At 68.8% G+C, this 13,853-nt stretch carries 14 protein-coding genes and 2 pseudogenes; 9 read left to right on the forward strand and 7 right to left on the reverse strand.

What is annotated here, in order from left to right; all coding sequences use genetic code 11:
* Positions 1–692 precede the first annotated feature (692 nt).
* Together ACTWP8_RS19420 and ACTWP8_RS19425 are read right to left on the reverse strand one after the other, a co-directional pair.
* A complete protein-coding gene (locus tag ACTWP8_RS19420) occupies positions 693–830 on the reverse strand; it encodes a hypothetical protein (RefSeq protein ID WP_443323398.1) in 138 nt (45 codons plus the stop codon).
* A 119-nt stretch (positions 831–949) separates the two neighbouring features.
* Positions 950–1,084, reverse strand: a complete 135-nt coding sequence (locus ACTWP8_RS19425) for a hypothetical protein (RefSeq protein WP_443313689.1) — start codon at positions 1,082–1,084, stop codon at positions 950–952.
* A gap of 296 nt (positions 1,085–1,380) precedes the next feature.
* On the opposite strand from ACTWP8_RS19425, the gene ACTWP8_RS19430 reads away from it, so the two are divergent.
* Entirely contained in the window at positions 1,381–1,791 is a 411-nt protein-coding gene (locus ACTWP8_RS19430; protein WP_443323399.1) for a hypothetical protein, read from the forward strand.
* Between the two features lie 47 nt (positions 1,792–1,838).
* Here the strand turns inward: ACTWP8_RS19430 and ACTWP8_RS19435 are convergent, their stop codons facing one another.
* Together ACTWP8_RS19435 and ACTWP8_RS19440 are read right to left on the reverse strand one after the other, a co-directional pair.
* Complete coding sequence (locus ACTWP8_RS19435) at positions 1,839–2,555, reverse strand: Clp protease N-terminal domain-containing protein (protein ID WP_443323400.1); 717 nt, start codon at positions 2,553–2,555, stop codon at positions 1,839–1,841.
* 102 nt (positions 2,556–2,657) lie between these two features.
* A complete protein-coding gene (locus ACTWP8_RS19440; RefSeq protein ID WP_443323401.1) occupies positions 2,658–3,356 on the reverse strand; it encodes a hypothetical protein in 699 nt (232 codons plus the stop codon).
* Between the two features lie 340 nt (positions 3,357–3,696).
* Between ACTWP8_RS19440 and ACTWP8_RS19445 the strand changes: the two genes are divergently transcribed.
* From ACTWP8_RS19445 to ACTWP8_RS19460, 4 genes and pseudogenes are all read left to right on the forward strand, one after another.
* Entirely contained in the window at positions 3,697–4,092 is a 396-nt protein-coding gene (locus ACTWP8_RS19445) for a PepSY domain-containing protein (RefSeq protein ID WP_443323402.1), read from the forward strand.
* A 178-nt stretch (positions 4,093–4,270) separates the two neighbouring features.
* Complete coding sequence (locus ACTWP8_RS19450) at positions 4,271–5,023, forward strand: response regulator transcription factor (protein WP_443323403.1); 753 nt, start codon at positions 4,271–4,273, stop codon at positions 5,021–5,023.
* Positions 5,020–6,539: pseudogene (locus tag ACTWP8_RS19455) on the forward strand (ATP-binding protein). Before ACTWP8_RS19450 ends, ACTWP8_RS19455 begins: the two are co-directional and overlap by 4 nt.
* Positions 6,540–6,864: 325 nt before the next feature.
* Positions 6,865–7,992, forward strand: coding sequence for an NADH:flavin oxidoreductase (locus tag ACTWP8_RS19460; protein WP_443323404.1), 1,128 nt, complete (start codon positions 6,865–6,867; stop codon positions 7,990–7,992).
* Between the two features lie 15 nt (positions 7,993–8,007).
* On the opposite strand, the pseudogene ACTWP8_RS19465 reads toward ACTWP8_RS19460, so the two are convergent.
* Positions 8,008–8,529 (reverse strand): annotated as a pseudogene (locus ACTWP8_RS19465) (IS5/IS1182 family transposase); the annotation flags it as partial.
* A 95-nt stretch (positions 8,530–8,624) separates the two neighbouring features.
* Between ACTWP8_RS19465 and ACTWP8_RS19470 the strand changes: the two are divergent.
* On the forward strand, positions 8,625–9,056 hold the full coding sequence (locus ACTWP8_RS19470; protein ID WP_443323405.1) for a PPOX class F420-dependent oxidoreductase: 432 nt from the start codon (positions 8,625–8,627) through the stop codon (positions 9,054–9,056).
* 380 nt (positions 9,057–9,436) lie between these two features.
* Entirely contained in the window at positions 9,437–9,823 is a 387-nt protein-coding gene (locus ACTWP8_RS19475) for a hypothetical protein (RefSeq protein ID WP_443323406.1), read from the forward strand.
* A 366-nt stretch (positions 9,824–10,189) separates the two neighbouring features.
* Here ACTWP8_RS19475 and ACTWP8_RS19480 read toward each other — a convergent pair whose 3' ends face one another.
* The gene (locus tag ACTWP8_RS19480) at positions 10,190–10,459 is read right to left on the reverse strand and encodes a hypothetical protein (protein WP_443323407.1); all 270 of its coding nucleotides are present in this window, start codon (positions 10,457–10,459) and stop codon (positions 10,190–10,192) included.
* A 277-nt stretch (positions 10,460–10,736) separates the two neighbouring features.
* Between ACTWP8_RS19480 and ACTWP8_RS19485 the strand changes: the two genes are divergently transcribed.
* Together ACTWP8_RS19485 and ACTWP8_RS19490 are read left to right on the forward strand one after the other, a co-directional pair.
* A complete protein-coding gene (locus ACTWP8_RS19485; RefSeq protein WP_443323408.1) occupies positions 10,737–11,690 on the forward strand; it encodes an RICIN domain-containing protein in 954 nt (317 codons plus the stop codon).
* 271 nt (positions 11,691–11,961) lie between these two features.
* The gene (locus ACTWP8_RS19490; RefSeq protein WP_443323409.1) at positions 11,962–12,378 is read left to right on the forward strand and encodes an acyl-CoA thioesterase; all 417 of its coding nucleotides are present in this window, start codon (positions 11,962–11,964) and stop codon (positions 12,376–12,378) included.
* A gap of 329 nt (positions 12,379–12,707) precedes the next feature.
* Here ACTWP8_RS19490 and ACTWP8_RS19495 read toward each other — a convergent pair whose 3' ends face one another.
* Positions 12,708–13,505, reverse strand: coding sequence for an NAD-dependent epimerase/dehydratase family protein (locus ACTWP8_RS19495; protein ID WP_443323410.1), 798 nt, complete (start codon positions 13,503–13,505; stop codon positions 12,708–12,710).
* Positions 13,506–13,853: the final 348 nt, after the last annotated feature.

Raw genomic sequence — 13,853 nt, forward strand, 5'->3', positions numbered from 1 at the left:
GTTACCTCAGCAAGGGATTCCCTGCCGGCGCAGCCAGTCACACTGGGTTTCCCCGGAGGTCTTGCCGCCGTCGTAGGCGCGGGGGTCTTTGTACCCGGGCCCGACAGGCTCGTTCTCCTCGAAGACTCCGTCGCCGTCGATGTCGCCTCCGCCGGGTGTGATCTGCGCGCCCTCCGGGAAGCGGCAGGCCGCTCGGTCGGCCGGGTCCGTCGTGCACCTGCCCGGCCCCTGTTGCGGTTGCTGCTGTTGCGATCGGGGCTGCTGTTCCTGCTGTTGACCGGGTTCGGCTTCGTGTGCTGCGGCCTTTGCCCGAGCGGTCTCAGCAGCCTTGCTCTGGGCCACGGCCTGCTTCTCGACTGCGTCTGCCGCGGGAGCGGGTGAAACTATCCAGGCCGCCACCGGGCCGGCCTGGGGCGAGGAGGATTCCGTGCTGCCGCACGCCGCGATAGGGACAACGGCGAGCGCCGCAACGAGGGCACAGGTACCGAGGTGCTGGCGATGCCGGTGTCTGCCGTTCATGACACGCCCTGCGCTGTAGGGGTAGCAAACCGCTTGGTCCGAGGTCGGGGGCGACGTCGTCCCGTCGTGCCCGGCTCTCGACTTCGCTTTTGGTCGCCGGGTCCGCGCGGCTGGGTCCATTATCTCCCCGACAGTCGTCGTCGGCCTCAGCCCAAGGAGGGGCTCGGAAAGCGTCACTCTCCCCGTCCGGCCGCCTGGAGCGTGCGGCGTTCCCGGCCCGTGTCGTGCTGGGCAGCGAGCGTGCTGTACGGGACAGTCGCCGTCGAGGAGGCGGCCAGGCTGACGGCACGGTCCTTCGAGAGCTGCGGCATCTGAACGTCAGAGGCGGTTTTCGAACCCGGATGTCCGCTGCCCGAGGGGTTGCGCTCTGAAAACGCGGCGATGCCGCCGCCCCAAGGGACGACGGCACCAGCCAGACTCAGTGCGCCGGTCAGTACCCGACGTACAGGTCCCAGTCCCACCACGACTCCTGGCAGTCGTAGATGCGCCACATACCCTGCGCGACCCCGTCGCTGCCGACCTTCTCGCACTCCTCCCGAGTCCAGAAGTCGTCATAGAACTCCATGTTCCCAGCAGCCTTCACCCCAGCCACCGACACGGAAGCCGGGGCCTGCGCGGGCTCGGCCGCTTGCGCCGGCGCCGCCAGAGCCCCCAGCCCCAGAACGGCACCGATACCAACACCGGTAAGAACACGGCGAATACGCATGGATTCCCCCATGAATCGCTGCTTCCCCCCGACAGCACTTGCCGCGAGGGGCGGCTGGCTTCGCCAACCAACGATCACGCTAGGTCCGGCCCCAACTCCCGTCACCCTCAGACGTCTCAGGGCGAGATGCGGATCTCGATCTGTGTGACCGGCAGTTGCCAGAAGTTGCCAGAAGTTTCCAGAGCTCCCGACCGCTCTGGCCGAGGGCTTCCGCACAGCATGACCAACTGATCCACGGCGAGACGTACCACGCCCGCACCGCCAGCGCCAACGGGATCCCGTGGACCGTCAGTTGGAAGCTCGTACGGACGCCGGAGTGCCACTTCCCGGACCCGGTGCCGCCCGAGCCCGGCGCCTACCTCAGCGACGTCGTCGCGCTGCCGGGGGACGTCGTACGCGCGTACGGCGAGCACACCTTCAACCACGGCGAGGTGGACAACGAGCCCGCCGACGAGTACATACGCCTGGACTGGAACGGCACCCGCTGGACCAAGCAGCCGGACGCGAAGGGAGACTGCGCCGGCCGTGTCCCCGCGGTCCGCGACGGTGAGCGCGTGCTGCTGTGATCGTCAGCCTGAAGCGCTGAAGGTGGCCACACTCTTCGCCCTGAAAATCACTCGTGCTCCGACGGTCGAGCTGCTGCAGTTGCGGCGTCCAGGGCTGCCAGGTTGAAGCCGGCGTCTGTGAGCACCGTTGCCGCCACACCACGACCGACCTGTGCAAGCCCAACGAGCAGGTCGTCGCAGTCGATGGTCACAGAGCCGGCTCGCTCGGACCGTGTCTCCGCGATGGCGATTGCCTTGCGGGAGTAGGGCGTCCATGCGATCCGCTCGGCCGCCTGGGAAGCGCCCATACTCAGCCGGGTTCCGACGGACTGGTGGACGAACTCGGGTGAGACGCCGGAAGTCTGCAGAAGCCGGGTGGCGCTGTTGCTCTCGGCGGTGAGGCCCCACAAGAGGTGTTCGGTGCCGATGTAGTTGTTGCGATGCTGCACTGCACCCTGCTTCACATGGGCCATCGCTCGGCGGAGGTCTTCCGTCATCGTCTCGGGGCTGTAGCGCTTGTGGGGTGCGTGAAAGCGCTGCTGCGCTGCCTGCCGGGTCACGCCCAGAGCTGCGCCGATGTCCGTCCACGAGCAACCGTGCATCCGGCAGTGCTCGACATAGTCCTCGACCAAATCGTCTGCCAGAGCCTGTAGTTGTCCTGCGAGCTGCGCGGCGACCGTCAGCAGTTCCAGCCAGTCCGGCTGTTCCTGTCCGCCCGGGCGGTGTGCGGTGTCGCACGTTCGGTCTACTTCTGCGATGAGGTCGTCCAGGTCCAGAAGCGGCATGAGGCAAGTACGCCTTGACAATTCGAGATTGTCAAGGCGTACTTGCCTCATGGTTGCTCGTGAGTGCTGCCACGCAGGGACGGGCCGAGGCCCAACGCGCCGTCAGGCGCAGCCGCGCACCCAGTGCCAGCCGATGAAGGTGTGCCGAAGGGTCACGTCGAGCCGGCACGAGGCGGTGCCGTCCCCGTTCAGCTGCACGGCGGAGTCGTGGGTGTTGGCGTACCAGTCGCCGGTGAGGTCGAAGATCCCGCGGTAGCCGAACTCCGCGTGGGCGGCGGCGCTTGCGCCGGGGCAGGTCCCGGCGCAATCCCCGGTCTGGCTCGCACCCGCGAGGGACCAGCCTCCGTCCCACGGTTCGCGGTTCCAGTCGTGCCGCGCGGTGGTGTTGACGTCGCGCACCTTGCTGTCGACGTTCTCCCAGGTGGAGGTGGTGTACAAGGCGGTCATCAGGATCCCGCAGCAGTCGTACATCGCCGACCAGGTGCGCAGCTCCCGGCGGTCGGCCGCGGTGTCCCGCCGCCCGTCTGAAGCGGGCACGAACCGGACCGGGCCCAGGCGCGGCTTGCAGTCATCGCCGACGCTGACCTCCTGCCGGACGGCCATCCCGGCCGGAGGCGCGGGCAGCGCGCCCGTCACCCGGAACTGCCCGCACGCCTTACCCTGCCGTGCGGTGCCGGACCGCGCGTCCGGGACCGGAGCCGCGGCGGCGGAGGCGCTCAGCGGCGTCGACAGCACGAACACGGCGGCCATGATCAGCGATAGCAGCGGCAACGAGCGCAGCGACAGTAAGCGGCTTCGCATCCTTTACCTTTCTCTCTTCGGGCGACCGGCAGCCTACCGGCCGGTAGCACACCCCTGCCCCGGCCCTCGACGATCAGCTCAGCCCAGCAGCTCGGCGCCGGTCACCGGCTCGCACCGCGGCTGCTGGGTGGCCACAGGTGATCATCGGCAGGCACCGCCGGCGTAGCGCCGGAGCGCGCACAGGAAATGTTGTCCGCTTCCTGGCGAGTTGCTGGTCGTACGCTGGCCGGCCGCTTGACCGCCTGTGCCTAGGGTCGTTGACGTTCCGCAGGCCCGGATCGCGAACTGCGTACGGGCCCCGGCTGCTTGAGGCCCATCCCCACAACCCCGTGGAGTTTCCATGAACGCCAAGACCCGCGCCGCTCTGGCCGCCCTGCCCACCACCGTCGTGCTCTTCGGCCTGGTCGGCTGCGGTGGTTCCGACGCCGGTGATTCCGCCGACAACACCCAGGCCACCACTGCGCCCGCCGCGGGCGGGGAGGCGAACGCGGAAGCCGAGGGGGGTGACGCGGTGGAGACGCCGTTGACCGGCGAGGCGAAGCAGAAGGCCGAGGCGGCGGCGCTGAAGGCATATCCGGGCACCGTGGTGAAGTCCGAGGAGGACGCGGAGAACCCCGGCCTGTACGCGGTGGAGATCAAGAAGTCGGACGGCACCGAGATCGAGGTCTACCTCAACCCTGACACCTACAAGGTCGTCAAGACCAAGGACGAGGCCGGCGACGAGGACGGCAGCTGACCCGCGTGCCAGGGGAAGCGAGCGGTCGGCTGCCCCGGCCGGAAGGCCGGCCGTGACGGCGGGCCCCGGCCCCGCCGTGCACCGCTGGTACCGGTACGTGCGACAGCGTTCGCCCTGGACGGCAAGGCGATGCGTGACTACTCCACTCGTTGCGGCCGGGCTGTGTGAGTCTGACGCCATGCAGGTGTTGCTCATCGAGGACGATGAACGGATCGCCGGCCCGCTGGCGGAGGGGCTTGGCCGGTACGGATTCACCGTTGAGCGGGCCCGTACCGGGGCCGCCGCGCTGGCGGCGCCCGAGCCGGAGATGGTGCTGCTCGACCTGGGCCTGCCTGACATGGACGGCATCGACGTGTGCCGGGCCCTGCGGCAGCGCTCGAACGTACCGATCATCATGATCACCGCGAGGGGTGAGGAGATCGACCGGGTCCTCGGCCTGGAGCTCGGCGCGGACGATTACCTGGCCAAGCCGTTCGGCGTACGGGAGTTGGTGGCTCGCATCCGGGCCGTCACCCGCCGCACTCGTCCGCCCGTCATGGTGCAGCCCGCGCGGGCGCCCGGTACCGGCCACGCCGCACCCGTGGACGCCGCCCAGCACATAGGTCCGCTGACCATTGACCGCCGCACCCGCCAGGTCCACCTCGCAGGCCGGGCCGTCGCCCTGGCGCCGAAGGAATTCGACCTGCTTGCCCACCTCGCCCAGGACCCCGGCGCGGTCTGCTCCCGCCAGCAGATCGTGGACCAGGTGTGGGACCCGCACTTCTTCGGCCCCACCAAGACCTTGGACGTGCACGTGGCCGCCCTGCGCCGCAAACTGGGCGACCCGGCGTGGATCGAGACCATTCGCCGGGTCGGCTTCCGCCTGCACGTGCCCGACGGGACCACGCCGACGGCAGACTCCGTCCGCGGGCACGACGAGACCCCCTGGTGACCCGCCGACTGCTCGCCAGCTACCTCGGCCTGGTCCTGCTGGTCCTGCTGGGTCTGGAGATCCCCTTCGGCCTCGTCTACGCCCGAGGCGAGCTGTCCCGCTTCTCCAACAGCATCGAACGCGACGCCGGAATGCTGGCCGAACTCGCCGAGGAACGCATCGAGGAAGGCGACACCGCCGAACTGCCCGAACTGGCCACCGACTACGCCGGCGAGCGCGGCGCCCGCGTCGTCATCGTTGACCGGACCGGCACCATGCTGACCGACTCCGCCGGTACCCACGGCGCCGACCTGTCCGCCGAACCGGACATCGCCGCCGCCCTGCACAACCAGCCCACCGTTGGCACCCACCACGACCCGGCCACCGGCACCGAGACCCGCTACGCCACCATGCCGGGCTCCTCCGGAAGCACCATCCGCGGCGCACTGCGGCTCAGCTACCCCACCACCGTGCTGACCGACCGCATCCACGACATCTGGCTCACCCTCGCCCTGACCGGCCTGGGCATCCTTGCCGCCGTCGCACTGATCGCCTTCGCCCTCGCCCGCTGGATCGTCCGCCCCGTGCACGCCCTGGAACGCGCCACCGCCCAACTCGCCGATGGCAGCCTGACCGAGCCGCCCGCCGCCCACGTCGGCCCACCCGAACTGCGCCGCTTGGCCGCCTCCTTCACGGCCACCGCCACCCGCCTGCAGCATTTGCTCCGTGCCCAGCGCGCCTTCGCCGCCGAAGTTTCCCACCAGCTGAAAACCCCGCTGACCGCGCTGCGGCTGCGCCTGGAGAACTTCGAGCCCCACCTCGACCCGTGCGCTCACGACAGCCTTGAGGAGGCCATCGGCGAGACCGAGCGCCTCGGCCGTATGATCCATGGGCTGCTCTCCCTGGCCCGCCTGGAAAGCACCGCGACCACTCCTGCGACCTCCACACCGTGGTGGCCGACCGCGCCGCCACCTGGAGCCCCTTCGCCGCCGAACAGCACGTCCGCATCGCCGTAGCCGGCCGGTCATGGTGCCAGGTCTGGGCCATCCCTGGAGCGCTGGAGCAGATCATCGACAACCTGCTCGCCAACGCCTTACGTGTCTCACCCCCCGGCACCACCATCACCCTCGCCACGACAAGCACGCCCCAGGCAGCCGAGCTCCACGTCATCGACCAAGGGCCCGGCATGACCGAAAGCGAACGCCGACGCGCCTTCGACCGCTTCTGGCGCGCCTCCGACACCCACCATGACGGCACCGGCCTCGGCCTGCCCATCGTCGAACAGCTCACCCGCGCCAGCGGTGGCCACATCACCCTCGAACCCGCGCCCGGCGGCGGCCTCGACGCCGTCGTCCGCCTCCGCCCCGTCACTATCAGCAGCCCGCCTCGACCCCAGGCCCCCGCCACCTCGCCGGCCCCGGACAGCAACCAGGAGCTTCAACAGACCAACGTGGCTCGAATCGAGCCGCTACTTCCTGACCGAACGCCGAAACGGGGCGGCGGTGGCGGCGGCGGTGGCGGGATCATCGCGAGGTGATCGATGCGATCGCCTGGAAGTACCGGACCGGATCGCCGTGGGTTCACCTGCCCGGAGAAGCACGGCAACTGGAGGGGCGTCTACACCCGGCTGCGGATGTCGGCCGTCGACGGCACGTGGGAGCGGGTGTTTACCGCGCTGATGGCCCAGGCTGATGCTCTGTGCCCGGCTGCGGGAGCACGGACCGCCCTGGCTCTGGGGGCGTGTCCGGCATCACAGGGCGTCTCGCCTGACGGGGGGAATGCCGCGACCGCCGGGACGGTTGGCACCTGCACGCATTCAATGCGTGTGCACATACCGTCTGGTACCCAAGAGGAGCACCCCCGTGACCGTCTCTGCCCCCTCCGCCTCCCGCGCGGCCGAGATCCTGTCCCGGCCCGTCATGCTGAACGGCCTGACCGTCCCGAACCGCATCGTGATGGCGCCGATGACGCGCATGTTCTCCCCGGGCGGCGTCCCCGGTGAGGACGTGCGGTCGTACTACGCCCGTCGCGCCGCCGCGGGTGTGGGCCTGATCGTCACCGAGGGGACCTACGTCGGCCATGAGTCGGCCGGGCAGAGTGACCGTGTGCCGCGGTTCCACGGTGAGGAGCAGCTGGCGGGGTGGGCGGAGGTCGCCGAGGCCGTTCACGCGGCGGGCGGCACGATCGTGCCGCAGCTGTGGCACATCGGCATGGTGCGCAAGCAGGGCGACCCGCCCTACGCCGACGCCCCCGCCGTCGGCCCCTCCGGCATCCGCGTCGACGGCACCGAGGGCACCGGCAAGGCGATGACCCGACGCGACCTGGACGACGTCATCGGCGCCTTCGCCGAGGCCGCCGAGGCCGCCGAGCGCATCGGCTTCGACGGCGTCGAACTGCACGGCGCCCACGGCTACCTCCTCGACCAGTTCCTGTGGGCGGGGACGAACCGCCGTACCGACGCCTACGGGGGCGACCCCGTGGCCCGTACGACGTTCGCGGCCGAGATCGTGGCCGCGGTCCGCGAGACCGTCTCGCCCGACTTCCCGGTGATTTTCCGCTACTCGCAGTGGAAGCAGGAGGCCTACGACGCGAGGCTCGCCGAGACCCCGGAGGAGCTGGAGGCGATCCTGACCCCGCTCGCCGCGGCCGGCGTCGACGCCTTCCACGCCTCCACCCGCCGCTACTGGCTCCCGGAGTTCGAGGGCTCGGATCTGAACCTGGCGGGCTGGACCAAGAAGCTCACCGGCAGGCCCACCATCACCGTCGGCTCGGTCGGCCTCGACGGCGACTTCATCCGCGGCTTCATGGGCGAGGGCGCCCCGGTCCAGGGCATCGACAACCTCCTCGACCGGCTGGAGCGCGACGAGTTCGACCTGGTCGCCGTCGGCCGCGCCCTGCTCCAGGACCCGGAGTGGGCGGCGAAGGTCCTGGGGGACCGGTTCGAGGAGCTGAAGCCGTACGACGCGGCGGCGCTGAAGACGCTGAGCTAGGCGGCTTCGTTTGGATCACCGGGCTGACCGGAGGAAGATGCCCGTGACGTGGAGTCCGGTCAGATCGATGGTCGCGGTCTTCTCGTAGCGGGCGGGGGCGCCGCGCCACTGCTTGAGACGGTTGATGCACCGCTCGACGGTGTTGCGCTGCTGAGAGGCCTCGCGGTCGAAAGCAGGTGGCCTGCCGCCACGACTGCTCCGTCAGGACCGGATCCGGCCTGGTCCAGGCCGTCCGCGGCGGCGGGGAACTCGCAGACGTGCCATCACATCGGCGAAGGCGGGCGCGTCACCGGCCTGGACGGCGGTGAGGTGGAAGGCCAGGGGCCGGCAGCGGGCCGTCGCCTGCGAGACGGATCTTCGTGGTCAGTCCGCCGCGGGACCGGCCGATCGCGTGGTCGTCCGGCTCGCCGGCCGGGGCTCCTTTTTGCGAGCCCCGGCCGCGGGCTGGTGAGCGCGCACGATGGTCGAGCCCACCGAGACAGCCCAGTTCAGATCCTCGTCAGCATCAGCCTGGGCCATCAGCGCGGTGAACACCCGCTCTCACCGCAAGCCCTCAGGGGAGCGACCACGACCGGCCGCCGGCCCCGCATCGCCAGGAATAACCAGCACCCTGTCGCGACTTGGCCCCGAACATGACCGCCACACCATTCAACCCACGCACGCTGCTCGCGGAAAGCCGACTCGGTGTCCTCGCAACGATCAAGTCGGACGGCCGCCCCCAGCTTTCCCCCGTCATGCCCTTCTACGACCAGGAGGCCGGTGTCATCTACGTTTCGATGACCGAGGGACGAGCCAAGACGGCGAATCTGCGCCGTGACCCACGAGCCACGCTGGAGGTCACCAGCCCCGACGGCGGGGCGTGGGCCACTGCCGAGGGCACGGCGACACTCACCGGACCGGGAACCGACCCCCACGGTCCCGAGGTCGAGGCACTGGTGGACTACTACCGCCTCGCCGCCGGGGAGCACCCGGACTGGGACGAGTACCGGTCGGTGATGGTGTCCGACCGTAGGGTGCTCATGGCGATGACGGTCGACCACGTGTACGGCGCCAAGATCCGCTGACCGCCCGCGACGGCCCCGGCAATCCGCCCCGCGATTCCGGGGCCTTCGCATGCCCGCCGCGCATGCCGGGTCTGTCCAAAGAACGGTGTAACTCGGGGTGGGTGAGTTACACCGTTACTTGGTGGACAGACCCAGTTGACCTGCCGGTGGGCGATCAGGTAGCACGCGAGACGGCGGGTGTTGTCTGCTGGTCTGGTGGCCGTGGCCCTGATCTACCCCGTACGAGGGGCCCCAACGCGCCCTCTCTTGGCGCCCCCTGCGCCCCCCAGCAGGCAATTAGTCACATTGCATCCACGTCGCTACCACGGTTTTCTAGGGGCTGGCACAGCCAGGCGCGGCCGCGGTCCTGGAGATAGTGGTCTCTCACCATGGAGGTTTCCGTGCGCCCGACCCATCGCCTCACCGCCAAGATCGTCGCTGCCGCACTCGTGGTCGCGGGCGGCCTGATCGCTCTCCAGCCCAGCGCCTCGGCGGCACCCGCACACGCCGCCACGAGCATGCACACGCAAGCCACCGCAGCCGTGACAGGCTCGGTGGGCATCGGCCTGTCGGCCGGCGGCACGATCACGATCCCCGGCGCGAAGTTGTCCGCCGGAGCCACCCTCGACACCGGCATCCAGGTATCGGCAGTCGCCCGGGTGACCAACAACACCGACGCCACCCTGGTCTTCTCCGGCGGCGGCAGCGCCAGCGTCACCGTCGCGCCCGGCACCTCGGCGAGCGTCAGCGCCCTCGCCAGCGGCAGCTTGAAGATCCGCGTCGCGTAGCGGACGGACACCCTCGAGTGCCGGCGGTTCCTGGAACTCCCGGGAACCGCCGGCACGACTCCGCACCCACCACGGCCGCTGCCCCCACCGGGCGACACTGATCGTCCACTCGCAGTCGTGAAGGCAACTGCCGACTGTCAGGCAAGAAAATCCGAGGTCACCGCCCTCCAGCCACTGCTGGAGGTGTCGCGCCGTCGTTCTGCCACCCGTCGCCGTCCGTACCGATGACGCTGAGCGTGATGGCGAAGCCGCCGCCCGCGTAGATCGTGCTCCGTCTCTGGGCCTCCCAGAGATGTACGCGGGAGAAAGCTTTCCGTTCGTCCGTGACCATCAGCGCGTCCAGATGGCTCCTAGGTCGTCACGTGCTTACGACTCGTCGTTCACCCAGAGCTGCCACTTGCCGCTGCTGGTCGGCCGGCACTCCCACTCGGAGTAGACGGAGTTCTTCCCGTCGTTGTAGCAAGCCCTGTGGGTGCGGTAGGTGCCGACGTAGATCCACGAGTTGGCGATCGGTGCGGCGGCGGTCGTCGTGCTCGTGTCGGAGGAGGCGGGTGTCGCCTGCGCGGTGGCGACGGTACCACCGGTCAGCAGGGCGGCTCCCATCGCGGCACTGGCGAGCACAAGTCGAGTACGCATGTTTCCCCTTGAGGTCGAAGTGTTGCTGTCGGCGTGATCCTGAGGCAGGAAGTGGACCGAGGGGAACAGCGATCCGATGTCCTGGACGTACTTGGCGTGTCCCGGACGCCCTGCTTGGTGTCCACGCTGGTCAGCGTCCTGTCCCGCCGACGGTGTCCGTGCGTCGTCCGCATATCGCGACCGCGGAAGCCGTAGCTCGTGATGGGAGCCACAGCCCGTCCTCTGCGGGCATCGTGATTGGCGCGGATCGCCATTGACGGCTCGCACGACGACCACGATGATCAACTTCATGGCAAACCTGGGGGGTTGGGAACTCGGAGAAGTCCATGACTTACCCGCATTCATGGAATTGCTGCGCCAACTGAAGAAGGATTCCGCACTGTCGTACCGGCAGCTGGAAGAGCGCGCAGCAGACGTGGGGGACGTGCTGCCACGCAGTACCGCCTCCAGCATGCTGAGCCGGGACGTTGCACCGCGACCTGACCAACTGGCTGCCTTCGTGAAGGCCTGCGGGGAAGGGGAACGGGTGGCGCAGTGGCTCCAGGCCCGGGACCGAATCGCCGGTCAGCAGGTGAGCGAAGCCTGTAAGGCAGAACCGGCTCGGCGGGGCCCGCTCATCAGGCCGCCGCGCAGGGGCACAGCACTGGGTGTGTTGGTGGCCGTCCCGGTCCTAGCCGCTGTCGGCGTCTGGATGCTGGCTGCTTCCGGCGAACCGGCAGGAGATGCCGGGGCGGACCGGAGTGTGGGGTCCGCGTCCCCTGGCGTCAGGTCGGCACTGCTGAGCGGCTGGGTACGCATCCGCCCGGTCACGGCTCCCGATCTGTGCCTGACCGACGGACGGGTCCTGGACCGCCGGTACACCCCACTGGTGGCCGTTCAGCGGCGGTGCAGCAAGGTGGCACCGCAGGCCACCAAGCTGGAGCCGATGGGCGGGGACACGTACCGGATCCAATGGCATCATCCCGACTACGGCAAGGGCTGCCTCAAGGCACTCGATGAGGGCGCCGGTGCCGGGTTGCTGGAGCCGTATGACGACTGCGCGCAGGCCAGCCGGTTCCACCTCGAACCGTCCGGACCGTACGCAGGCGGCAGGTATGTCCTTCGCGTGGCCGGACAGGGATGTGTGGGGATCAAAGCCTCCGACACCTCCGAGGGAACCGAGGCAGTGATGGAGCGGTGCGTGGGCAAGGGGGGGCAAGTGTTCTTCATCGAGCCTGCATCTGCATCCTGACCCGCGAGCGCCGCCCGGCGCCGCCGGACGCCGCGTGCGACGGCGGTGGTGAACCGGTGGCTGCATGAGCTCCCGGCCGGCGGGGCGCCGGCGCCGAGCTCGTGCGTGCACGACTACCTTGAGCTGGATCGGGCGGCCACGGCAGAGGGCACGCGGTGGCTGCCGCCGCGCCGGTAGGGCGAGCCGCTGATGGTGACCGAGCCGATCTTCCGGAGCTGCGCGCTCGCCCGCCGCCTCGGTCATCAGTGCGGGAGGCAACTACGATCTCGCCATGGCCAAGCTATTCACGCACCGATTGCGAGTGCGCTACAGCGAGTGTGACCAGCAAGGCGTGGTGTTCAACGGTCACTACCTCTTCTACTACGACGTCGCCGTGACCGAGCTATTGCGAGAAGTCATCGAGGACTACGCGTCCATGGTCGAGGGCGGAGCCGATCTGGTCGTGGCAGAAGCGCGGATTCTCTACCGCCTGGGGGCGCGCTTCGATGAGCTGCTCGACATTGAGATGCCCATCACCCATCTCGGAACAACCAGCATGATCGTGCGCCCGGTGTTCAAGGTCGGTGAACGGGTCATCGCAGAAGGTGAAATACGGCACGTGTTCATCGATCCCGCGACCCACAGCAAGAAGGAGATGCCCACCACGGTTCGTGCGGCCCTCCAGCCCTACACCTCAGCAGGACAGTAGGACCAGCACATCAGCACGCGCTTCACCACCCGATGATCACCGCTGGGTCCCCCCGCCGCGAAAAGTGCACCGTCCGTCACGGAGCCGGGCCCTCACGAACCGCGTCCGTCAGGGACGTAGGCCGAGAGGGCCCGGGACCGCCAAGCTATCGGCACCCTGCACATGAGACTGCCCATCAGCTGCAGGGATGGAGCAACATGGCTCTCAAAACTGAGTGTCCGAGTGGCTCACATTCACCCTGCCGAAAACAGGTCAGCCGCCTCCCCGCACCGCGAACCGCCGTGTTCGGGACCTGCAGCTGAGGTGACCCATCGCGACGGTCAGCCTGTTCAGACATGTCGGAGCGTGTATTCCGCGCTGGCGTATGCACCACCCTGGAGATCGCACTCCGCCGAGTCCCCGTCTGGCGGAATGCTCGACGCGAAGGCTTCCGCGTCGTCCACGGGTGTGTATCCCAGAGCCGAGCCAGCCTCGATATCCCAGAACCGACGAGTGTTGGCGGAAACGGCATACACGGTCGTGAAGCGAACGCCCGGGGCGGTGAGAGCCGCGCGAACGAAACCGAGGCAGTCGCGCGGGCTCAGCCACGTGGCCAGATGGCGTCGCTCGGACGGCGCGTCTTCAAAGCTCCCGATACGCAGGCACACCACGGACAGACCGAACTTGTCCGCATACAGACGTCCCAGCGCCTCGACCGCTACCTTGCTCACCCCATAGAGGCCATCCGGACGCGGCGGCAGCTCGGCTGTGACGGTCTCCGAGACCGGATAGAAGCCGGTGAGGCGGTTACTGCTGGCGAGCAACACTCGCCCAACCCCTTGCCGACGTGCACCCTCCAGCACGTTATGCGTCCCCCGAACATTGCCGTCCAGCAGGTCCGGCAACGGCGCCTCATCCGGCACCCCGCCCAGATGCACCACCGCATCCGCATCCTCCAAGGCCGCTGTCACCGCCTCAACATCACGCAGGTCAAGCTGCCGCACCTCCTCGGCCGACGACTGCGCAACGAGGCCGACACGATCGACGAGCACCAGGCGCTCCACCTCACCGCGCAAACCGACCCGCACTGCCGACCCAACACGCCCGGCAGCGCCGGTGACCACCACAGTCCCAAGACCCGTTCCCATAGCGGCCACTCTGCCTCACACCGCCGACAGCTCGGCCGCAGAAGGTCTCGTCAAGACGGAACAGGAACTCCAACCCGACAGTGATCTACATCACCTCGACTGTCCGGGAATCGCGACACTGCGCGCAACCGTCGAAGCGAAACCGTTCTCGGCAAAGGCCCCGCTCAAATCGCTATACCAACTAACGGTGATCACCGTGAGGAGTCCGGGGATGCCGGGGCGGGTTACTGAGGTTGAACTCGTGGTGTCGTAGGGGGCTGACGGCTCCTGGTCCGTGCGGTATCACCTGGGCGATGCGGTATCCACAGGGTGGCGGGCTGTCTGTCGAACGGCAGCAGTTCCGCGAGC

Origin of the sequence: Streptomyces sp. 7N604, assembly GCF_052245475.1 — a bacterium.
GTDB lineage: Bacteria > Actinomycetota > Actinomycetes > Streptomycetales > Streptomycetaceae > Streptomyces.

What these genes read in the sequence shown, in the direction of transcription:
- ACTWP8_RS19470 (WP_443323405.1), top strand. Translation starts at nt 8,625, where the DNA reads ATGACCGCCACACCATTCAACCCACGCACGCTGCTCGCGGAAAGCCGA.
- ACTWP8_RS19445 (WP_443323402.1), top strand. Translation starts at nt 3,697, where the DNA reads ATGAACGCCAAGACCCGCGCCGCTCTGGCCGCCCTGCCCACCACCGTC.
- ACTWP8_RS19420 (WP_443323398.1), bottom strand. Translation starts at nt 830, where the DNA reads ATGCCGCAGCTCTCGAAGGACCGTGCCGTCAGCCTGGCCGCCTCCTCG.
- ACTWP8_RS19425 (WP_443313689.1), bottom strand. Translation starts at nt 1,084, where the DNA reads ATGGAGTTCTATGACGACTTCTGGACTCGGGAGGAGTGCGAGAAGGTC.
- ACTWP8_RS19440 (WP_443323401.1), bottom strand. Translation starts at nt 3,356, where the DNA reads ATGCGAAGCCGCTTACTGTCGCTGCGCTCGTTGCCGCTGCTATCGCTG.
- ACTWP8_RS19480 (WP_443323407.1), bottom strand. Translation starts at nt 10,459, where the DNA reads ATGCGTACTCGACTTGTGCTCGCCAGTGCCGCGATGGGAGCCGCCCTG.
- ACTWP8_RS19435 (WP_443323400.1), bottom strand. Translation starts at nt 2,555, where the DNA reads ATGCCGCTTCTGGACCTGGACGACCTCATCGCAGAAGTAGACCGAACG.
- ACTWP8_RS19450 (WP_443323403.1), top strand. Translation starts at nt 4,271, where the DNA reads ATGCAGGTGTTGCTCATCGAGGACGATGAACGGATCGCCGGCCCGCTG.
- ACTWP8_RS19490 (WP_443323409.1), top strand. Translation starts at nt 11,962, where the DNA reads ATGGCCAAGCTATTCACGCACCGATTGCGAGTGCGCTACAGCGAGTGT.
- ACTWP8_RS19485 (WP_443323408.1), top strand. Translation starts at nt 10,737, where the DNA reads ATGATCAACTTCATGGCAAACCTGGGGGGTTGGGAACTCGGAGAAGTC.
- ACTWP8_RS19495 (WP_443323410.1), bottom strand. Translation starts at nt 13,505, where the DNA reads ATGGGAACGGGTCTTGGGACTGTGGTGGTCACCGGCGCTGCCGGGCGT.